Here is a 19,238-nt window from a genome sequence, read left to right as displayed (position 1 = left end):
AGAGCCTGGGACGCGTGGGGCCGGTGGGACAGACACACCCCGCGGTGTACGGGACGGCGGGCACTCGTCTAGTTACGTTGCGTGTCGACTCGCTCGGCGACGACACCCCTCCCCGAGTGCCCGAGCGCGACCCGGAGGACATCCCATGACACCCCGATCGACCGCTCGTCGCTGGTCCCGGGTCGCCGTCCCGGCCGTGGTCACCGGCGTCCTGCTGACGCTGGCCACCGGCCCGGCCGTGGCCGTACCGGCCACCGCCGCCGAGGCCGCCGCCGCCGTGACGCAGACCGCCCAGCAGGTCGAGGTGCTCAGCGAGCAGGTCAACGACGCCGAGCTCGCCGTCGCCGACCAGCAGGCCCTCGTCGCCACCGCGGACACCGCGGTCCAGGTCGCCGACGCGGCGGTGTCCCAGCTGCAGCCGCAGGTCGACGCCATCGTCCGCAGCGGCTTCGTCGACGGGGTGCCCTCGGGCCTGGAGACCGTCCTGACCAGCGGGTCCGCCGACGAGATGCTGGACCGGGTGTCCACCATCAGCCAGCTGACCGACCACACCGACGCGGTGCTCGGCGAGGTCGCCGCCGCCCGTCAGGTGGCGGCCGACGCCCGGGCCGCTGCCGCAGCGGCCCAGTCCGCGGCCGACGCCGCGCTGGCCGACCTGCAGGCGCAGCAGGACCAGCTGAACAGCCAACTCGCCCGCTACCAGGCCGACTTCGCCCTGCTGTCCGCCGTCGAGCAGGCTGCGGTCACCCGCACGGCCGTCGGCCCGGAGGTCGACGCGGACGCCACCGCAGCCGCGGCGGCCGCGGCACCCGCCGCCGCGCCGACCGAGGCGGCTGCGATCGCCGTGCAGACGGGCCTGGCGCAGGTCGGGAAGCCCTACGTCGTGGGGGGTGCCGGCCCCGGCGGCTTCGACTGCTCGGGTCTGACCCAGTTCGCCTACGCCGCAGCAGGCCTCTCGTTGCCGCACTCGAGCCGGACCCAGTCCGGCATGGGTGCTCCGGTCGCCCGGCAGGACCTGCAGCCCGGCGATCTCGTCTACTACTACAGCCCGGTCAGCCACATCGGCCTGTACATCGGCAACGGCCAGATGGTGCACGCCAGCGTGTCCAGCCGGCCGGTCGCCGTCACCAGCGTGGACATGCCCGGCTACGCCGGCGCCCGCCGCCCCACCGCCTGACCGACGTCCGCCCCGCCGGGGGCAGGTCCGGCGCCGGCCGCGGACCATCCCCCGGCCGGGCGGACCGTCCTCAGGCGGCGGTCGGCGTCGACCGGTGCCGGCGGACCCGCCACACCAGCAGGCCGACCACGACCACCGCGGCGACCACGACCGCGCCGGTGGTGCCCACCGTGCTGGCCACGCTCTCCCACGAGGCGCCGGCCAGGTAGCCGATGAGCACCGCGCCGATGCCCCACAGCAGGCCGCCGACCGCGTTCCAGGTGAGGAACGTGCGGTAGCGCATCCCCGCCGCGCCGGCCAGCGCCGGGGTGACCGCCCGGAGGAACGCGGTCAGCCGGGCGAGCAGGACGGCGGGGCCACCCTTGCGCGCCAGGGTGTCCGTGGCCCGGTCGATGCCCTCCTGGTGCCGGCGCGCGATCCGGCTGGCCAGCAGCCGGGGACCGGCGTGCCGGCCGACCTCGTAGCCCACGGAGTCCCCGAGGACCGCGGCCGCCACGACCAGCGCACCGAGCAGCCAGACCGACACCCGGCCCTGCTCGGCGGCGGCCGGCACCACGAACCCGACGAAGAGAGCCAGAAGGACCTGATCGCCCCCCACGACGTGCTCCGCACGCCGCGGGACCCTGCGACCAGGCCGAGGAGGGCGGTCACCCGCGCACCCTGCCCAGCGCACCTGGACGGCGGCTGGGCGCAGGCTGGGAGGTGAGGTCGATCAGCCGCCCTCGCGCATGCCCCAGGGCGAGCCGTAGGCGGTCAGCAGGTCGAGGAACGGCTGGCTGTCGAACGCCTCCGGGCCCAGGACGCCGGCGCCGCTCCAGGTGCCCGCGGCCACCAGCTCGAGGGCGACCACGGGGTTGACCGCGGTCTGCCAGACCACCGCCTGGTGGCCGTACTCGCGCATCGACCACTCGTTGTCCACCACGTGGTACAGGTAGACCTGCCGGGGCTCGCCGTCCTTCCCGGTGCCGGTGACCCACAGCCCGGCGCAGGTCTTGCCCGACATCCGGTCCCCCAGGCGGGCGGGGTCGGGCAGGCACGCGGCGACGACGTCCCGCGGGCTGACCTGCACGCCCTTCACCGTCACCGGGTCGGTGCGGTCCAGGCCCACCTTGTGCAGCGCCTTGAGGACGTCGATGAACTCCGTGCCCAGGCCGTACTTGAAGGTGACCCGCTTCGCGTCCACCCAGCGCGGCATGAGGAGCACCTCCTCGTGCTCCACGTTCACGCACTCCACCGGGCCGATGCCCTCGGGGAACTCGAACACCTCGGGCTCGCTGAACGGTGCCGTGGTGAAGAACCCGCGCCCCTCCTCGTAGACGACCGGCGGGGTGAGGCACTCCTCGATCGTCGTCCAGATGCTGAACGACGGGGCGAACTCGTAGCCGGACACCTCGAGGTTCGCGCCGTCGCGGACGCCGAGCTCGTCGATGGCGGAGAACAGGGGGTCGGCGGCGTACCGGGCGAACACGTCGGACAGCCCGGGCTCCACGCCCATGCCGACCAGCGCCAGCTGCCCGGCGGCCTCCCACTCCCCGGCCAGGGCGAACTGCTCGTCGCCCAGCTTCACGCCGGTCTCGGTGTAGGGGTTCTCCGGGTGCGGGCGGGACAGCGACATCGCCATGTCCAGGTAGGTCGCCCCGCCGGCCAGCGCCGCCCGGAACAGCGGCATGACGAACCGGGGGTCGACGGCGTTCATCAGCACGTCGCACCGGTGCTCGGCCAGCAGCGCGGCCACGGCGTCGGCGTCCCCGGCGTCCACGGACCCGGCGCTGCTGAACCGCTCGTCGTCCACGGCCGAGGCGGTGGCCTCCGCCCGTGCGCCGTCGTAGTCGGTCACGACCAGCGCCTCGAAGAACGACCGGCGGGCCGCGATCGCGGCGAACGCGCTGCCGACGCCACCGGCGCCGACCAGGAGGATCCGCATGCTGTCCTTCTCTCGGGAGGGGAGGCCGAGCGTAGGTGACGACCGACACGGGCGCGACGGCTTCCGTCGCCGTGCGAACTCGTAACACGCGAAACCCTTGTGGAGCGGTGATCCACCTGCGATAACCGTGGCATGACGGAACCAGTGAGCCAGCCGTGAGCGAGCCGGGTGCCCAGCCACAGCTGAAGCAGGGCGCGATCGGCTTCGTCGACGCCCTGGTGATCGGCCTGGCGTCGACCTCCCCGGCGTACTCGCTGGCCGCCGTGGTCGGCGCCGTCGTCGCCCTGGTCGGCGTCTACGCGCCCGGGGTCTTCCTGGCCTCGTTCGTGCCGATGCTGCTGATCGCGTCGGCCTTCTACTACCTCAACCGCGCCGACCAGGACTGCGGGACGACGTTCTCCTGGGTGACCCGGGCGATGGGCCCCTGGATCGGCTGGCTGGGCGGCTGGGCGATCGCCATGACCGGCGTGCTGGTCATCGGCTCGCTGGCCGACACCGGCGTCCGGTTCGGCCTGCTGGCCCTGCAGCTGGACGGGCTGGCCGAGAACACCTTCCTGGTGCGCACCCTCACCGTGCTGCTGATCTTCGCCATGACCTGGATCTGCGTGATCGGCACCGAGACCAGCGCCAAGCTGCAGAACGGCCTGATCATCGCCCAGGTCGGCGCCCTGCTGGTGTTCGCCGTCGTCGCCCTCGTCGCCGGCCTGTCCGGCAACGGGGAGGCCGACGGCGGCAACCTGACCCCGTCGCTGTCCTGGCTGAACCCCTTCGGCGCCGGCGGTGCCGCGCTCACCGGCGGGCTGCTGCTCGGGGTGTTCATCTACTGGGGCTGGGAGTCCGCGGTCAACCTGACCGAGGAGACCTCGGACGCCGAGTCCACCCCCGGCAAGGCGGCCATCGTGTCCACCGTCGTCCTGCTGGTGACCTACCTCGGCGTCACGGTGGCGATCCTGAGCTACTTCGGCACCGACTTCCTCGCCTCCCGCGAGGACGAGGCCGAGACCATCTTCGCCACGATGGCGACCGAGGTGCTCGGCGGCTGGGACTGGGTGCTCCTGCTGGCGGTGGCCACCTCGGCGATCGCCTCGACGCAGACGACGATCCTGCCGGCCTCGCGCACCGGGCTGTCGATGGCCCGCCGGCACGCGATGCCCGCCTCGCTGGCCCGCATCCACCCGCGGTTCCGCACCCCCGACGTCTCCACCTGGCTGGTCGCGGTCATCGCCGCCGCCTGGTACGTGGTGGTCAACCTGATCAGCGAGAACGCCCTGTTCGACTCGCTGACCGCGCTGTCGCTGCTGATCGCCTTCTACTACTCCCTGACCGGCATCGCCTGCGCGGTGTTCCACCGCCGCCAGCTGACCCGCAGCGTCAAGGACTTCGTGCTGATCGGCGTCGGCCCGCTGGTCGGAGCGGCGATGCTGATCTGGCTGCTGATCGAGTCGATCGGCGACCTGGCCGACCCGGCCAACTCCGACCTGGGCACCGCGTGGTTCGGCCTCGGCCCGCCGCTGGTGATCGGCATCGGGATCTTCCTGGTCGGCGTGGTGTTCATGCTCGTCTGGCGGCTCAAGGACGCCCGGTTCTGGGACGAGAAGACGACGACCGCCGAGCGCCTGCAGGCCGACATCGAGGCCGGCCGCACCGCGGCCGCCGTCGAGGACCCCGCCCCGTGACCGCACCCGACCGAGGAGAGACGCACCGATGAGCATCGTGCTGGGCTACGACGAGTCCCCGGGCGCCCGGCGCGCCCTCGGGCTGGCCCTCGACCTGGCCGCCCGGCTGGACGAGCCGCTGGTCCTGGTCTACGGCGCCGCGCCGCCGGGGGTGGTCGGCGAGGAGGCCGGGTCGCACACCCAGGCGCTGGCCGAGATCGGCCAGGCCGCGCTGGCCCACGCCGTGGCCGACGCCGAGGAGGCCGGGGTGCGCACCGTGCTGGAGCTGGTCGACGAGAAGCCGGTCAACGCGCTGCTGCACGCCGCCGAGAAGCACGACGCGCGGGTCATCGTGGTGGGCACGTACGGCGAGACCCCGCTGCGCGGCGCGATCCTCGGGTCGGTGCCGCACAAGCTGCTGCACCTGTCCGACCGCCCGGTCCTCTGCGTCCCCGCCGAGCGCTGAGCGGCGTGGATCAGCTCAGCTGATCCACGGCCGTCCTGGCTCACCGGCGCCGGTGAGCCAGGACGCACGGTGATCAGCCCAGCTGATCACCGCCCTACAGGCGGGACCAGGCCTCGGTGAGCACCGAGCGCAGGGTCTGCTCGATCAGGTCGAACTCGGGCTGGTCGACGGTCAGCGGCGGGGCCAGCTGGATGACCGGGTCGCCGCGGTCGTCGGCCCGGCAGTACAGCCCGGCGTCGAACAGGGCCCCGGAGAGGAACCCGCGCAGCAGCCGCTCGCTCTCGGCGTCGTCGAAGGTCTCCTTGGTCGCCTTGTCCTTGACCAGCTCGATCCCGTAGAAGAAGCCGTCGCCGCGGACGTCGCCGACGATCGGCAGGTCGGACAGCTTCTCCAGGGTGCGGCGGAACGCGCCCTCGGTCTCCAGCACGTGCTGGTTGAGGCCCTCCCGCTCGAAGATGTCCAGGTTGGCCAGCGCGACCGCCGAGCTCACCGGGTGGCCGCCGAAGGTGTAGCCGTGCGGGAACGAGACGCCGGGCCGCAGGAAGGGCTCCATCACCCGGTCGCTGGCGATCATCGCGCCGATGGGGGAGTAGCCCGAGGTCATCCCCTTGGCGCAGGTGATCATGTCCGGCACGTAGCCGAACTTCTCGCAGGCGAACGTGGTGCCCAGCCGGCCGAAGGCGCAGATGACCTCGTCGGAGACCAGCAGCACGTCGTGCCGGTCGCAGATCTCGCGCACCCGCTCGAAGTACCCGGGCGGGGGCGGGAAGCAGCCGCCGGCGTTCTGCACCGGCTCCAGGAAGACCGCCGCGACGGTGTCGGGGCCCTCGAACACGATCGCCTGCTCGATCTGGTCGGCGGCCCACTGCCCGAAGGCCTTCGGGTCGTCGCCGAAGTAGGGCGCCCGGTAGATGTTGGTGTTGGCGGCCCGGAACGCACCGGGGACCAGCGGCTCGAAGTCCTGCTTGAGCGCCGGCAGCCCGGTGATGGACAGCGCGCCCTGGGTGGTGCCGTGGTAGGCGATGGCCCGGCTGATCACCTTGTGCTTGGCCGGCTTCCCGACCAGCTTGAAGTACTGCTTGGCCGCCTTCCACGCCGTCTCCACGGCCTCGCCGCCGCCGGTGGTGAAGAAGACCCGGTTGAGGTCACCGGGCGCCGCGGCCGCCAGCCGCTTGGACAGCTCGATCGCCGAGGGGTGCGCGTAGGACCAGATCGGGAAGAAGGCCAGCTCCTCGGCCTGCTTCGCGGCGGCCTGCGCCAGCTCGCGCCGACCGTGCCCGGCCTGGACGACGAACAGCCCGGCCAGCCCGTCCAGGTACTTCCGCCCGCGGTCGTCCCAGATGTAGGCGCCCTCGCCCTTCACGATCACCGGCGGGGCCTGCTGCGTGTAGGAGCCCATCCGGGAGAAGTGCAGCCACAGGTTGTCCATGTCGCCCGGGCCGTACCGCCCGGGCTCGGTGACCGACTGCTCGGTGGTGGTCATGGCTGCACTCCCGGTGGCTGCGGATTCCGTCGTCGGGGGACGGGTCGACGCCTGGGAGCGTAGCGATCGGACCCCCTCCCTGACGAGACCGTCGTCAGATGCGTTTCCCGGTCGCCACCCGGTCGACCAGGTCGGCGATCGCCGCGGCCCGGCCGGCCGCCGTCCGCTTGGTGTGCACCCGGTGCAGGACGGCGTACCGCTGCGCCTTCGTCATCGCCTCGAACCGGTCCGGGGCGCCGGGGGTCGCGGCCAGCGCGGCGGCCAGGTCGTCGGGCACCGTCATCCCGGCCGACCCGGCGTAGGCCTGCTCCCAGCGCCCGTCGGCCTGCGCGGCCTCGACCTGGGCCAGCCCGGCCGGCCGCATCCGGCCGGCGGCCACCAGCTCGGCCACGGTGGCCACGTTCTTCGCCGACCAGATGCTGCGCGGGCGCCGCGGGGTGGTCCGGATGGTCCAGCTGGTGTCGTCGTACCGGTTGCCCCGGCCGTCGATCCAGCCGTGGCACAGCAGGCCCTCGACCAGCTGCTCCCAGGTGATCGACGGGAAGTCGGCGCCCTTCTTGGCCAGCCGGGCGTACAGCCCGGGCGCGGTCGCGCCGTGCTCGTCGAGCCAGGCGTCCAGCTCGGCGCCGTCGGCGAACACCCGCACCTCGAACTCGTGCTCCACGGCGGACCCCTCCCAGGTTTCGGAACTCGTGCGGGCGGTCAGGCAGGTCCGGTGACCCGCAGACCGCCCGGCCCAGAGCAACTGTGGCTGGTCCGGCACGGGGAGAGCCAGGGCAACCTCGCCGACGCCCGCGCGCACGAGCTCGGCGTGGACCGGCTCGACCTCGACGTCCGCGACCCCGACGTCCCGCTGTCCCCGACCGGCGAGCAGCAGGCCGACGCGCTGGGCCGCTGGCTCGCCGCCCAGGACGGGCCGCCGACCGCGGTGCTGAGCTCGCCGTTCGTCCGGGCCGCCGACACCGCCCGACGGGCTGCGGCCGGGCTCGGGCTGCCGGTCCGGTTCGACGAGCGGCTCCGCGAGCGGGACTTCGGCGCCTTCGACGGCATGACCTCCCACGGCATCCGGGAGCGCTACCCGGAGGAGGCGGAGCGCCGGCAGCTGCTGGGCAAGTTCTGGTACCGGCCGCCGGGCGGCGAGAGCTGGGCCGACGTCGCCCTGCGGGTCCGCAGCGTGCTGGCCACCGAGGCGCTGCGGCACGACGGCGAGCGGCTGCTGCTGGTCAGCCACCAGGCGGTGGTCATGGTCTTCCGCTACGTGCTCGAGGAGCTCGACGAGCAGCACCTGCTGGAGATCGACCGGCACGAGCAGGTCGCCAACACCTCGGTCACCCGCTACCGCGCGGGCGGCGAGGGCTGGTCGCTGGAGGCGTTCAACTCCGTCGAGCACCTGGCGGACACCCCGGTCACCGAGGAGCCCGATGTCCCGCACCCCTGAGTCCACCCTGGTCACCCCGCAGGTGCTGCGCGGCTGGCGGTTGCCCGAGCCGACCGGAGGCAAGGAGGCCCGCGGCTCGATCCTGGTCGTCGGCGGGAGCACCGAGACCCTGGGTGCGGTGCTGCTGGCTGCGGAGGCCGCGCTGCGCTCGGGGGCCGGGAAGCTGCAGGTCGCCGTCCCGCGGAGCCTGGCGCCGGTGACCTCGTCGGCGCTGCCGGAGGCCCTGGTGCGCGGGCTGGCGGAGACCGAGGAGGGGGCGATCCGCGCCGACGCCGCCGACCGGGTGCTGGACCTGGCCCAGAGCGCGGCCGCCGTGCTGGTCGGCCCGGGGATGGTCGACGAGGAGCAGACCCGGGAGCTGGTGCAGCGGCTGCTGCCGGAGGTGCCCGGGCCCTTGGCCCTGGACGCGCTGGGCCTGGCCGCGGTCACCGCCGACCCGGCCTGCCTGCACCACCTGGACGGCCGGGTGGTGCTGACCCCGAACCCGACCGAGCTGGCGTTCGGGTTGCACGTGGAACACGTCGAGGACCCGCCGGTCGCGGCGCGGGAGATGGCCGACCGGGCGCGGGCGGTGGTCGCGCTCGGCGGGGAGACCAGCTGGGTGGCCGCCCCGGACGGCCGGCTGTGGCGGGACGAGAGCGGCGGGGCCGGGCTCGGCGTCTCCGGCTCGGGCGACGTCCGGGCGGGGACGGTCGCCGGGCTGCTCGCCCGCGGTGCCGAGCCCGCCCAGGCTGCCGTCTGGGCCGGGCACCTGCACGGCCGGGCCGGGGAGCGGCTGGCCGCCGAGGTCGGCCGGATGGGCTTCCTCGCCCGCGAGCTGCCGCCCCAGATCCCGCGGGTGCTCGCCGAGGTCGACCTGTAGGGGCTTGCCGCCGCGGGCAGACGTCGATAAGTTGCAGCTTATGTTGACCGACCCCGCAGCCACCGCCGGACTCGTCGTGCGGGAGGTGCGCTCCGCCGAGCGGGACGGCGTCCCCACCCGGGTCGCCGTCGCCCGCCGGACCTACCGCACCGACCGGGCCGACCTCTGGGACGCCGTGACCAGCGCCGAGCGCATCCCCCGCTGGTTCCTCCCGGTGACCGGGGAGCTGCGCGAGGGCGGTCGCTATCAGCTGGAGGGCAACGCCGGCGGCACCGTGCAGGAGTGCCGGGCGCCGGAGTCCTTCGCGGCGACCTGGGAGTTCGGCGAGATGGTGTCCTGGCTGACCGTCACGCTCACCGAGGCCGACGGCGGCACCGTGCTGGAGCTGGCGCACGAGGCGCCGGTGGACCCGCAGATGTGGACGCAGTTCGGCCCCGGCGCCGTCGGCGTGGGCTGGGACCTGGGCCTGATGGCGCTGGGCCTGCACCTGGAGTCCGGCGCCCCGGTCGACCCGGCCACCGGGCTGGCCTTCCCGACCACCCCGGAGGGTGCGGTGTTCGTCGGTGCCGCGGCCGCCGGCTGGGGCGACGCGGCGGTCGCCGACGGGGACGACGAGGCGCAGGCCCGGGCCGCCGCCCGGGCGACCGCCGCGTTCTACACGGGGACGCCCGAGGCCGGGTGACCGCTGCCGCGCAGGCCCTGGACGCCCTCGGCGACCCGACTCGCCGCCGCATCCTGGAGCTGCTGGCCGGCACCGAGCGGACGGTGGGCGAGTTGGTGGCCGGGCTGCAGGAGCGCGGCCGGATCTCCCAGCCGGCGGTCTCCCAGCACCTGGCCGCGCTCCGCGACGCCGGCCTGGTCCGGGTGCGGCCCGAGGGCACCCGCCGGTTCCACGCCGTGGACGACGGCGGGGTGGTGGCGGTGCGGGCGTGGCTGGACCGGCTGGGCGACCCGTTCGACCAGCCGCTGGACGCGCTGGCCACCGAGGTGGCCCGCGGACGGCGCGCGCGCCGGGGGGAGGTCCCCGCGGATCAGCCGGCGGCGCGGCGGGCGCGGTAGGCCGCGGCGTGCGTGCGGTTGGCGCAGCTGGCGTCGCAGAACCGGCGGGACCGGTTCTTCGTCAGGTCGACCAGGGCCGCCCCGCAGCCCTCGGCCTCGCAGCGCCCCAGCCGGTCCAGCTCCTCGGCGCGCACCAGGTCGGCGACGGCCATCGCGGCCTCCACGGCCATCCGGTGCGGGACCGGTGCGTGCGGCTCGGTGGCGTGGACGTGCCAGCCCCAGTCGTCGTGCCGGACCAGCTGCGGCTGTGCCTGCCCGTCGCGCAGCAGCCGGTTGACCACGGCGACGACGCCCTCGGTGTCGGCGTCCCACATCTCGGCGAGCTCGGCCCGCAGCGCGTGCACCCCGGCGAGCTCGGCGGCGTCGCCGGCCCGGTCGCCGGTGAACCCCCAGGCGTCCAGGAACGCGGCGAGCGCCGGGGGGTCGGGCAGCAGCTCGGTGCCCGTGCCGGACCCCGTCGCGGTGTTCACCAGCTCGGCCGCGGCGTTGAGCCCGACCTCCGTGTCATGGGCAAAGCGCATGTTGCTCCTGACTCTGCTAGCGTCCCGTTCGTCAGGAGTGTAGGTCGTATCGGTCCTGACACAGCTCCCGAGGAGATGTCGTGCCCGATCGTCGTGCAAGCCTGACCGGACTGCTGCTCGCCCTGGCCTCCGCGGCCGCCTTCGGCACCTCGGGGGTCTTCGCGTCGGCCCTGCTGTCGTCGGGGTGGAGCGCGGCCGCCGCGGTCACCCTCCGGGTGGGCCTGGGTGCGCTGGTGCTCACCGTGCCGGCCCTGCTGCAGCTGCGCGGGCGGTGGTCGCTGCTGCGGGCCAACCTGGGGTCGGTGGTCGCGTTCGGGCTGCTGGCCGTGGCCGGCTGCCAGCTGGCCTACTTCCTGGCCATCGGCCGGCTCTCGGTCGGGGTCGCCCTGCTGCTGGAGTACTCCGGCGTCGTCCTGGTGGTGCTGTGGACCTGGCTGCGGCACGGCCAGCGGCCCAGCCCGGTCACCGCCGCCGGGGTGGTCGTGGCGATCGCCGGTCTGGTCCTGGTGCTGGACGTGGTCCGCGGCGCCGAGATCGACCTCCTCGGTGTCTTCTGGGGCCTGCTCGCCGCGGTCGGCCTGGCCGTCTACTTCGTGGTCTCCGGGCGGACCGACGGCGCGCTGCCCCCGCTGGTCAGCGCCTGGGGCGGGCTGGCGATCGGCGCGGTCGTGCTCGGCGCGGCCGCCGCGGTCGGGCTGGTGCCCTGGCGGACCACCGCGGCCGACGTCGACCTGGCCGGCACGCAGGTCAGCTGGCTGGTGCCGCTGCTGGGCCTCGCCCTGGTCGCCGCCGCGTTCGCCTACGCCACCGGCGTCGCCGCGATCCGCCGGCTCGGCTCGCGCACCAGCTCCTTCGTCGGGCTGACCGAGGTGCTCTTCGCCGTCCTGTTCGCCTGGTTGGCGCTGGGGCAGCAGCCCGGGCCGGTGCAGCTGGTCGGCGGGGTCGTCGTCCTGGCCGGCATCGTGCTCGTCCGGGCGGGGGAGGGGGACCCGGCGCCGGTGGAGCCGGTGCCCGGTCGGGACCCGGTCGCCCAGGCCTGAGGGCGGGGTCGCCGCGGGGGGCATCCGGCCAGGTCACGGCGGGTTCGTGACCCCTTCGGTCCGCACTGCGCCTATCGTGGCGGGATGACCGGCAACCCTGACACGACGATCGATGCTGCGGTGCGCGCGATCCGGGTCGCCGACGCCGAGCGGCAGACGGCCCGGTAGCGTCAAGCAGCGTTGAACTTCAGGGTGTGGATCTTGAAGTCGATGGTGTTGGTCGGGCGTAGAGCTTGGGTCAGTGTGGTCCAGGCGGGGTGGTCGGTCATCCGGGCCAGTTGGATGGTGACCAGGTCGCGTAGGCCCTCGACTGACCAGCGGGTGCCGCCGATGTCGGTGCGGGCGTTGAGTTCGCGCATGACGCGCTCGATGACTCCGGAGCCCAGTTCGGGTCCGCCCAGGGGTGCCAGTCGTTGTCGGAGTTCGGGGCGCAGGCAGGTGAAGACCTGGTCGCGGGCGCCGGTGAGCAGCTGTGCGGCGGCGTGGTGGTCGGCGTCGGTGATGGTGTCGACGAAGGCGTCGTAGAGGTCCAAGGCCTGGGCGTGGGTGAGTCGTTCGCGGGCCACGCGGTGCAGGAGGTCGACCAGTCCGGCGCGCTGGGCGTTGGCCCAGGGGTGCGGTGCCTTGTCGGCGTAGAGGGCCCAGCGCAGCGCACGGGGCAGGTGCCACCAGCAGCGCTGGATCGGGGCGTCGGGCCACACGTCCTGGGCCAGTCGGGTGATCGCCAGCTCCCCGTCCACGACGACCATCGCCGGTGGGTCCACCGCACGCAGCTGGGTGGCCATGGCCGACCACGGCTGGCCCAGGGTCAGCCCGAGCAGGTTGACCGTGGCGCGGCGGCGGCGGCGTGGGCCGGTGCGGGCGGTGAGCCCGATGGCGATGTTGGTGTCCACGCCCAGCCTGCGGCGACCGGCGCGCATGCCGGTGCCATCCAGGATCACCACCTCGGCCCGCCCGGGGGCACCAGGTAGGTCTGCGCACCCCACCCCATCAAGCATCGGGGCCAGGTCGGCCACAGCCGAGTGCGCTCGCCCGGCCGTCCCGGGTGCCCCGAACTGCGCGGCCACAGCCCCGGCGCGGGCGAAGGACATCTGGGTGGCCAACTCGGCCAGCTCGACCATCAACCGATCAGTGCGTCGCCGGCCCGACAGGTCCAACAACAACAGCAGCGGGGCGAACACCCGCCCGCACGACCGGCACCCCACGTTGGCCAACTGGATGCGCACGATCCCGGTGGCGGTGTCCAGCCGGCGCGGACGGGTGCGCTTGCCCTTGCGGGCGAAGTCGCTCATCACCCCGCACCCCGGGCACCCGAACGGCGCCGGCAGGTCCCACACCGGCAGCCATCTGGGACCACACACCCGGTCGATCAGCCTGTCCTGCAGCTCCTCCACAGCCGCCGCTACCGCGGCGGCGGGCACCTCATCGCGCATCGCCACCGCCCACGCCTCCAGCTGCGACCAGGTCAACGAACCACCCAGCTCAGGCAGCTCAACGGTCAGGGCAAGGGTAGTGACAACCACCAGGAACTCCTCGGATCAGGCGACCCCCACCTCAAGCCCAAGATCCGAGAACTTCAACGATGCTCTGCGCTACCGACGGCCCAGGCCGCGGCCCGCGAGGCACAGCGACGCTGGGAGGCGGCCCTGGTGGCCGCCGTCGAGGCCGGCCACGCGCCGTCCGCGGTGGCCCGCGAGGCCGGGGTCACCCGCAACCGGGTGTCCCAGCTGGTGTCCGCCCGCCGGGCCGCCGGCCAGGACGACCTGGCCCCCCGGACTCCCCGGATCGTGCCCAGTCCGCTGAGCTGAACCGTGGGGTGCGTAAACAGCGTTTAAGCTTGACCGGGAACGGTTAGGTGGACGCAGACAGCAGCACCCGACGAGGAGGCCACCGTGCCCGACAACCTGCGCGGTTCCCGGATGGGCACCACGAGCCTGGAGAGCGTCCGGGGCGCGGTGCTGGCCGAGGCCGCCACCCACACGTACATCTGCGAGACCGACCACCAGGTCAAGGTCACGTTCGCGGCCGACGCCATCCCCCCGGCGATCTGGACCTGCCCGCGGCACGGGCGGCCCTCGGCCCTCGTGGTCACCGCCGACACCCCGGTGGCCGCACCGACCGACGAGGACGAGGCGCCGCGCGGCCGGGCCCGCAAGACCGGACCGCCCCGGGTGAGCAAGACCCCCTGGGAGATGCTGCTCGAGCGCCGGGAGATCACCGACCTCGACGAGCTGCTCGCCGAGCGGCTCGAGGTGCTGAAGGCCCGCCGCACCCGCGCCTGATCCCGTGCGGTAGGCAGGGCAGATGGCCGAACCGCTGATCGCCGCCCTGGGGGACCGCGTCCCCGCCGTGGACCCCGCCGCCTTCGTCGCGCCGACCGCCGTGGTCGTCGGGGACGTGAGCCTGGGCCCGCGGGCGTCGGTCTGGTACGGCGCGGTGCTCCGGGCCGACGCCGAGTCGATCGTCGTCGGCGCCGACTCCAACATCCAGGACGGGTCCACCCTGCACAGCGACCCCGGCTTCCCGCTGGTGCTGGGCGACCGGGTGACCGTCGGCCACCGGGTGGTGCTGCACGGCGCCCGGGTGGACGACGACGTCCTGGTCGGGATGGGCGCGGTGGTGATGAACGGCGCGCACATCGGGTCCGGGTCGATCGTCGCGGCCGGCGCCGTGGTCACCGAGGGCGCCGAGGTGCCGCCCGGGTCGCTGGTCGCCGGCGTCCCGGCGAAGGTCGTCAAGGACCTGGGGGACGCCGCCGTCGAGCGGATCCGGGCCAACGCCGTCAGCTACACCGACCGGCTGGAACAGCACCGCGCCCTGCGACCCCTCTGATCACGAGAGCTCTGCGGCCACCAGCGGGGTCAGGGTGAGGTGCGGCTTGTTCTGCTGCAGGGCGCGCAGCGACCACTTGTCGGTGAACAGGGCCAGCAGCTCGCCGTCGGGGCGGGACATGACCTCGGCGCCGCGGGCCTTGGCGATCTCGGGGGCGGACTCGGCGTCGGTGGCCCGGGCCAGGGAGTAGGGCAGGTTCTCCAGGCTCACCTTGGCGCCGAACTCGTGCTCCATCCGGTGCTGGGCCACCTCGAACTGCATCGGCCCGACGACGGCGAGCACCGGGGCGCCGTCGCCGCGGCGCTCGGAGACCAGCACCTGGACGACGCCCTCGCCGGCCAGGGTGTCCATCCCCTTGCGGAAGGCCTTGTACTTGCTGGTGTCGGCGACCCGGGCGACCGCGAAGTGCTCCGGGGCGAACGTGGTGATCGGCGGGTAGACCACCGGCACGTCGGTGTAGAGGGTGTCCCCGACGCCGAGGGCCTGGGCGTTGACCAGCCCCACGACGTCGCCGGGGTAGGCGGTCTCGATGGTCTCCCGGTCGCGGCCGAACACCTGCTGGGCGTACTTGGTGGCGAAGGGCCGGTTGTTCGCGGCGTTGGTGACGACCATGCCGCGCTCGAAGACCCCGGTGCACACCCGCATGTAGGCCAGCCGGTCGCGGTGGCCGGTGTCCATGCCGGCCTGCACCTTGAAGACGAAGGCGCTGAACGGGTCGTCCAGGGCGCGCGGCTTGCCGTCGGCGTCGGGCCGGTCGGCCGGCGGGGGAGCGAGGTCCACCAGGGTGTCCAGCAGCAGGCCGACGCCGAAGTTGCTCACCGCGGAGGCGAAGAGCACCGGAGTGGTCGCGCCGGCGAGGAACAGCTCCTGGTCGTGGTCGGCGCCGGTCTCGCCGAGCAGCTCGGCCTCCTCGACCGCCGTCGTCCAGGCGTCGCCCTCCTGGGCCAGCGCGGCGTCGGCGGTCATCACGCGCTCGGGCGCGATCGTGGCGCCGCCGGCGGTGCGGGTGAAGTGCCGGTAGGAGCCGTCCCGCCGGTCCAGCACGCCGCGGAAGTCCCCGGCGATGCCGACCGGCCAGGTCAGCGGTGTCGGGGTGAGCCCGGTGCGCTCGCTGATCTCGTCCATCAGGCCCAGGGCGTCCAGGCCGGGGCGGTCCCACTTGTTGACCACGGTGATGATCGGGATCCCGCGGTGCTTGCAGACCGCGAAGAGCTTCATGGTCTGGGTCTCCAGGCCCTTGGCCGCGTCGACCAGCATCACCGCGGCGTCGACGGCGGTGAGCACCCGGTAGGTGTCCTCGGAGAAGTCGGCGTGACCGGGGGTGTCGACCAGGTTGACCACGGCCTCGCGGTAGGCGAACTGCAGCGCCGCGGAGGTGATCGAGATGCCGCGGGCCTTCTCCATGTCCATCCAGTCGGACACGGTGGCCCCGCGGCCGGCCTTGCCGTGCACGGCACCGGCCCGGCCGATCACGTGGGCGTGCAGGGCCAGGGCCTCGGTGAGGGTGGACTTCCCGGCGTCCGGGTGGCTGATGACGGCGAAGGTCCGACGGCGCGCGGCCTCGCCGGCGGCAGTGCTCATTCCGGCGAGTCTACGGCGCTGCGGGGCCGGGCCGGTCCGCTCGGCCGCGACCCCGTCCACCCGCCCGTCCGGGAATGGCTCCGGAATGGTTGTCGACACGGGTGTCGGTCACCGTCCCGCGGGCTGTCGACACGTCGACCCGGAATGGCGGTGACCGATCAGCGCGGGCATTGATCCGTGACCGGGTATGCCGTTGAGCTGCGCGTTCATCCATAGGGGTGGGGTCGGCGCGCCGGGTCGCCGCCCGGTGCGGGAATGGTCACCGGCATTCCTCCGCGCGTATCGGGAAAAGCGGTTCCGAACTTGAGCTCTCGGGTTGAGAACTGCTCGGTCCGTGCCGTTGTGGACCCTGACAAGGAGGGGCTGACGGCCCCCGGCGCAGCAGGGAAGAGGACCACCGTGGACGGCTTGGACGACATCGTCGAGGACTTCCTCGTGGAGAGCCACGAGAACCTGGACCAGCTCGACCGGGACCTCGTCGCCCTCGAGCAGGAGCCCAACTCCCGGGAGCGGCTCTCGAGCATCTTCCGCACGATCCACACGATCAAGGGCACCAGCGGCTTCCTGGCCTTCGGGAAGCTGGAGCAGGTCGCGCACGTCGGGGAGAACATGCTGTCCCGGCTGCGGGACGGCGCCCTGCAGCTCACCCCGCACCGCACCGACGCGCTGCTGACCATGGTGGACACCGTCCGCGAGCTGCTCGGCTCCATCGAGACCACCGGTGGTGAGGGCTCGGTCGACGTCAGCCGCGCCGTCGAGCTGATCAGCGCCTCCATGGAGGACGGGCCCGCCGCCGAGGCGCCCGCCGCCGACCCGGTCGCCGCCGAGGCCGTGGTCGAGGCCGCCGCCGAGGTCGTCGAGGAGGAACTGGCCGCGCTCGAGGTCGCCGCCGACCAGCTCGCCGCGGTCGCCGCCCCGGCCGCCGCCGCACCCCCGGCCGTCGTCCCGGTCCCGGCCGCGGCCCCGGTCCCCGCGCCGGCGCCGGTCGCCGCCGTGAAGCCGCTCGGCGGGGAGGACGAGCCCGCCCCGCGCCGCGCGGTCGCCGACTCCACCATCCGGGTCGACGTCGACCTGCTCGACGCCCTGATGCAGCTGGTCGGGGAGCTGGTGCTGACCCGCAACCAGATCGTGCAGTACGTCTCGCGCCAGGCCGACACCGACCTGGTGCGGGCCGGCCAGCGGCTGAACCTGATCGCCAGCGAGCTGCAGGAGGGCGTCATGAAGACGCGCATGCAGCCCATCGACCACATCTGGTCCAAGCTGCCCCGCGTCGTCCGCGACCTCGGCCAGCAGTGCGGCAAGTCCGTGCGGCTGGCGATGGAGGGCAACGAGACCGAGCTGGACAAGACCCTGCTCGAGGCGGTCAAGGACCCGCTGACCCACCTGGTCCGCAACTCCGTCGACCACGGCATCGAGAAGCCCGACGCCCGCCGGGCCGCCGGCAAGGCCGCCGAGGGCGTGCTGACCCTGCGGGCCCGGCACGAGTCCGGCCAGGTCGTGGTGGAGGTCGTCGACGACGGCGCCGGCATCGACCCGGCGAAGATCGGCGAGAGCGCCGTCCGCAAGGGCCTGGTGACCGCCGACGCGCTGTCCCGGATGGCCACCTCGGACATCCTGCAGCTGATCTTCGCTCCCGGGTTCTCCACCGCCGCCGCGGTCACCAACGTCTCCGGCCGCGGTGTCGGCATGGACGTCGTCAAGACCAACATCGAGGCCATCGGCGGCACGATCGAGATCGAGTCCGAGCCCGGCCGGGGCACCTGCACCCGGCTGCGCATCCCGCTGACGCTGGCCATCGTGCCGGCGCTGACCATCGAGTGCGCCGGCGACCGCTACGCCATCCCGCAGGTCAGCCTGCAGGAGCTGGTCAGCCTGGACGCCGAGAAGGCCGCCACCGCGGTCGAGGAGATCGGTGGCGCCCGGGTCTACCGCCTGCGCGGCGAGCTGCTCCCGCTGGTGCAGCTGACCGACGTGTTCGGCACCAGCTCCGAGCGCCACGACGGGCACGTCGTCATCGCCGTCCTGCGGTCCGAGGGCCGCCGCTTCGGCCTGGTCGTCGACCGGGTCATCAACACCGAGGAGATCGTCGTGAAGGCAGTCGGTGCCCAGCTCAAGGCCATCGGCCTCTACTCCGGGGCCACCGTCCTCGGCGACGGCACCGTCGCCCTGATCCTCGACGTCCAGGCCCTCGCCCGCCGGGCGCTGCGGGCCGAGACCGTCGAGCGGGCCGAGCAGCGGACCGCGGCCAGCGCCGCGGCGGCCACCGCGACGGTCGGCACCGAGCGGACCCGGATGCTGCTGGCCGCGATCGGCGGCGGACGCCGGGTCGCGATCCCGCTGGACACCGTCACCCGCCTGGAGCAGATCAAGACGGCGACGGTCGAGCGGGTGGGCTCCCGGGAGGTCGTGCAGTACCGCGGCGCCATCCTGCCGATCGTCCGGCTGGACCAGCACCTGGGTGCGGCGTCGTCCTACGGCTACGGCGACGAGCCCACGAAGGACACCCTCGAGGTCATCGTCTACGCCGACCGCGACCGCAGCGTCGCCATCGTGGTCGAGGAGATCCTCGACATCGTCGACGACACCGAGGTCCAGCACTCCGACATCGACGACATGGGCCTGCTCGGCTCCGCCGTCTTCGGCGACAAGGTCACCGAGCTGCTCGACGTCCGCGCCGCGATCCTCGCGGCCGACCCCGGCTTCTACGCCTTCGACACCGCCGCCCCCGCGGCCTCCGACGACCTGATGGCGGTCTGACATGAGCACGGCAACCACGCAGGGCACTGCCCAGCTGGCCACCTTCTGGCTGGACGGCGACCTCTACGGCGTCGAGGTCGAGCACGTGCAGGAGGTGCTCCGGGCGCAGAAGCTCACCCGGGTCCCCCTGGCCCCGCCGGCCGTCGCCGGCCTGATCAACCTGCGCGGCCAGGTGGTCACCGCGATCGAGCTGCGCGAGCGGCTGGGCCGCCCGGCCCGCGCCGAGGGCGCCGAGGCCGTGGTGATCGTGGTCCGGATGCACGGGGAGGCGGTCAGCTTCCTGGTCGACGGGATCGCCGACGTCGTCCACGTCGACGCGGTCGACTTCGAGCAGCCGCCGGACACCCTCGACGGGCGGGCCCGGGAGCTGATCCGCGGGGCCTACAAGCTCGACGGCCGGCTGCTGCTGGCCCTGGACGTCGCCCGCGTCGTCAGCCCCTGAC

General features: G+C 73.7%; 20 protein-coding genes. 13 read left to right on the top strand and 7 right to left on the bottom strand.

What is annotated here, in order from left to right; genetic code table 11:
- The first annotated feature begins 145 nt into the window (after positions 1 to 145).
- Positions 146 to 1,177 carry a C40 family peptidase gene (locus tag LFA75_RS09805; protein WP_225233459.1) on the top strand — a complete coding sequence of 344 codons (1,032 nt, stop codon included), beginning with the start codon at positions 146 to 148 and terminating at the stop codon, positions 1,175 to 1,177.
- Between the two features lie 70 nt (positions 1,178 to 1,247).
- Here the strand turns inward: LFA75_RS09805 and LFA75_RS09800 are convergent, their stop codons facing one another.
- On the bottom strand, positions 1,248 to 1,775 hold the full coding sequence (locus LFA75_RS09800; protein ID WP_225233458.1) for a DedA family protein: 528 nt from the start codon (positions 1,773 to 1,775) through the stop codon (positions 1,248 to 1,250).
- Positions 1,776 to 1,889: 114 nt separating this feature from the next.
- Positions 1,890 to 3,101, bottom strand: coding sequence for a saccharopine dehydrogenase family protein (locus LFA75_RS09795; protein WP_225233457.1), 1,212 nt, complete (start codon positions 3,099 to 3,101; stop codon positions 1,890 to 1,892).
- A gap of 155 nt (positions 3,102 to 3,256) precedes the next feature.
- On the opposite strand from LFA75_RS09795, the gene LFA75_RS09790 reads away from it, so the two are divergent.
- Both LFA75_RS09790 and LFA75_RS09785 read left to right on the top strand, forming a co-directional pair.
- Positions 3,257 to 4,777 carry an APC family permease gene (locus LFA75_RS09790; RefSeq protein WP_225233456.1) on the top strand — a complete coding sequence of 507 codons (1,521 nt, stop codon included), beginning with the start codon at positions 3,257 to 3,259 and terminating at the stop codon, positions 4,775 to 4,777.
- Positions 4,778 to 4,805: 28 nt separating this feature from the next.
- Positions 4,806 to 5,222: a universal stress protein gene (locus LFA75_RS09785; protein WP_225233455.1), complete on the top strand. Its 417-nt coding sequence runs from the start codon at positions 4,806 to 4,808 to the stop codon at positions 5,220 to 5,222.
- Positions 5,223 to 5,316: 94 nt separating this feature from the next.
- Here LFA75_RS09785 and LFA75_RS09780 read toward each other — a convergent pair whose 3' ends face one another.
- Together LFA75_RS09780 and LFA75_RS09775 are read right to left on the bottom strand one after the other, a co-directional pair.
- Positions 5,317 to 6,705 carry an aspartate aminotransferase family protein gene (locus LFA75_RS09780; RefSeq protein WP_225233454.1) on the bottom strand — a complete coding sequence of 463 codons (1,389 nt, stop codon included), beginning with the start codon at positions 6,703 to 6,705 and terminating at the stop codon, positions 5,317 to 5,319.
- Between the two features lie 94 nt (positions 6,706 to 6,799).
- Positions 6,800 to 7,369, bottom strand: coding sequence for a YdeI/OmpD-associated family protein (locus LFA75_RS09775; RefSeq protein WP_225233453.1), 570 nt, complete (start codon positions 7,367 to 7,369; stop codon positions 6,800 to 6,802).
- 51 nt (positions 7,370 to 7,420) lie between these two features.
- Between LFA75_RS09775 and LFA75_RS09770 the strand changes: the two genes are divergently transcribed.
- From LFA75_RS09770 to LFA75_RS09755, 4 genes are read left to right on the top strand one after another with little or no spacing between them, the layout of a single operon-like run.
- Positions 7,421 to 8,143, top strand: coding sequence for a histidine phosphatase family protein (locus LFA75_RS09770; RefSeq protein ID WP_225233452.1), 723 nt, complete (start codon positions 7,421 to 7,423; stop codon positions 8,141 to 8,143).
- Complete coding sequence (locus LFA75_RS09765) at positions 8,127 to 9,005, top strand: NAD(P)H-hydrate dehydratase (protein ID WP_225233451.1); 879 nt, start codon at positions 8,127 to 8,129, stop codon at positions 9,003 to 9,005. The genes LFA75_RS09770 and LFA75_RS09765 overlap by 17 nt, the downstream gene beginning before the upstream one ends.
- Before the next feature lie 40 nt (positions 9,006 to 9,045).
- A complete protein-coding gene (locus LFA75_RS09760) occupies positions 9,046 to 9,687 on the top strand; it encodes an SRPBCC family protein (protein ID WP_225233450.1) in 642 nt (213 codons plus the stop codon).
- The gene (locus LFA75_RS09755) at positions 9,684 to 10,064 is read left to right on the top strand and encodes an ArsR/SmtB family transcription factor (RefSeq protein ID WP_225233449.1); all 381 of its coding nucleotides are present in this window, start codon (positions 9,684 to 9,686) and stop codon (positions 10,062 to 10,064) included. Before LFA75_RS09760 ends, LFA75_RS09755 begins: the two co-directional genes overlap by 4 nt.
- Here the strand turns inward: LFA75_RS09755 and LFA75_RS09750 are convergent.
- Entirely contained in the window at positions 10,037 to 10,585 is a 549-nt protein-coding gene (locus LFA75_RS09750; protein ID WP_225233448.1) for a CGNR zinc finger domain-containing protein, read from the bottom strand. The genes LFA75_RS09755 and LFA75_RS09750 overlap by 28 nt on opposite strands.
- 80 nt (positions 10,586 to 10,665) lie before the next feature.
- Here LFA75_RS09750 and LFA75_RS09745 point away from each other — a divergent pair, with 80 nt between their 5' ends.
- Entirely contained in the window at positions 10,666 to 11,625 is a 960-nt protein-coding gene (locus LFA75_RS09745) for an EamA family transporter (RefSeq protein ID WP_225233447.1), read from the top strand.
- A 170-nt stretch (positions 11,626 to 11,795) separates the two neighbouring features.
- Here the strand turns inward: LFA75_RS09745 and LFA75_RS09740 are convergent, their stop codons facing one another.
- Complete coding sequence (locus LFA75_RS09740; protein ID WP_225233446.1) at positions 11,796 to 13,094, bottom strand: transposase; 1,299 nt, start codon at positions 13,092 to 13,094, stop codon at positions 11,796 to 11,798.
- A gap of 180 nt (positions 13,095 to 13,274) precedes the next feature.
- On the opposite strand from LFA75_RS09740, the gene LFA75_RS09735 reads away from it, so the two are divergent.
- The 3 genes from LFA75_RS09735 to LFA75_RS09725 all read left to right on the top strand — a co-directional run bounded on the left by LFA75_RS09735 (position 13,275) and on the right by LFA75_RS09725 (position 14,457).
- Positions 13,275 to 13,433, top strand: coding sequence for a helix-turn-helix domain-containing protein (locus LFA75_RS09735; protein WP_225233445.1), 159 nt, complete (start codon positions 13,275 to 13,277; stop codon positions 13,431 to 13,433).
- Between the two features lie 84 nt (positions 13,434 to 13,517).
- Positions 13,518 to 13,907, top strand: a complete 390-nt coding sequence (locus tag LFA75_RS09730; protein WP_225233444.1) for an RNA polymerase-binding protein RbpA — start codon at positions 13,518 to 13,520, stop codon at positions 13,905 to 13,907.
- A gap of 22 nt (positions 13,908 to 13,929) precedes the next feature.
- On the top strand, positions 13,930 to 14,457 hold the full coding sequence (locus tag LFA75_RS09725) for a gamma carbonic anhydrase family protein (RefSeq protein WP_225233443.1): 528 nt from the start codon (positions 13,930 to 13,932) through the stop codon (positions 14,455 to 14,457).
- On the opposite strand, the gene LFA75_RS09720 is transcribed toward LFA75_RS09725, so the two are convergent.
- Positions 14,458 to 16,038, bottom strand: coding sequence for a peptide chain release factor 3 (locus LFA75_RS09720; RefSeq protein ID WP_225233442.1), 1,581 nt, complete (start codon positions 16,036 to 16,038; stop codon positions 14,458 to 14,460). It abuts the gene before it with no gap.
- Between the two features lie 399 nt (positions 16,039 to 16,437).
- On the opposite strand from LFA75_RS09720, the gene LFA75_RS09715 reads away from it, so the two are divergent.
- Together LFA75_RS09715 and LFA75_RS09710 are read left to right on the top strand one after the other, a co-directional pair.
- Complete coding sequence (locus LFA75_RS09715; RefSeq protein ID WP_225233441.1) at positions 16,438 to 18,795, top strand: chemotaxis protein CheA; 2,358 nt, start codon at positions 16,438 to 16,440, stop codon at positions 18,793 to 18,795.
- Between the two features lies 1 nt (position 18,796).
- The gene (locus LFA75_RS09710; RefSeq protein ID WP_225233440.1) at positions 18,797 to 19,237 is read left to right on the top strand and encodes a chemotaxis protein CheW; all 441 of its coding nucleotides are present in this window, start codon (positions 18,797 to 18,799) and stop codon (positions 19,235 to 19,237) included.
- Position 19,238 lies beyond the last annotated feature (1 nt).

Origin of the sequence: Klenkia terrae (assembly GCF_900491935.1) — a bacterium.
In the GTDB taxonomy this organism is placed as follows: Bacteria; Actinomycetota; Actinomycetes; order Mycobacteriales; family Geodermatophilaceae; genus Klenkia; species Klenkia terrae.
The sequence above is the reverse complement of the archived record's forward strand: the minus strand, read 5'-3'. Positions and strand labels throughout refer to the sequence as shown.

Bases quoted from the DNA above. Each gene is read 5' to 3' on its own strand.
- LFA75_RS09765 (WP_225233451.1), top strand. From the start codon at position 8,127: ATGTCCCGCACCCCTGAGTCCACCCTGGTCACCCCGCAGGTGCTGCGC.
- LFA75_RS09760 (WP_225233450.1), top strand. From the start codon at position 9,046: ATGTTGACCGACCCCGCAGCCACCGCCGGACTCGTCGTGCGGGAGGTG.
- LFA75_RS09750 (WP_225233448.1), bottom strand. From the start codon at position 10,585: ATGCGCTTTGCCCATGACACGGAGGTCGGGCTCAACGCCGCGGCCGAG.
- LFA75_RS09720 (WP_225233442.1), bottom strand. From the start codon at position 16,038: ATGAGCACTGCCGCCGGCGAGGCCGCGCGCCGTCGGACCTTCGCCGTC.
- LFA75_RS09780 (WP_225233454.1), bottom strand. From the start codon at position 6,705: ATGACCACCACCGAGCAGTCGGTCACCGAGCCCGGGCGGTACGGCCCG.
- LFA75_RS09805 (WP_225233459.1), top strand. From the start codon at position 146: ATGACACCCCGATCGACCGCTCGTCGCTGGTCCCGGGTCGCCGTCCCG.
- LFA75_RS09785 (WP_225233455.1), top strand. From the start codon at position 4,806: ATGAGCATCGTGCTGGGCTACGACGAGTCCCCGGGCGCCCGGCGCGCC.
- LFA75_RS09725 (WP_225233443.1), top strand. From the start codon at position 13,930: ATGGCCGAACCGCTGATCGCCGCCCTGGGGGACCGCGTCCCCGCCGTG.
- LFA75_RS09710 (WP_225233440.1), top strand. From the start codon at position 18,797: ATGAGCACGGCAACCACGCAGGGCACTGCCCAGCTGGCCACCTTCTGG.
- LFA75_RS09795 (WP_225233457.1), bottom strand. From the start codon at position 3,101: ATGCGGATCCTCCTGGTCGGCGCCGGTGGCGTCGGCAGCGCGTTCGCC.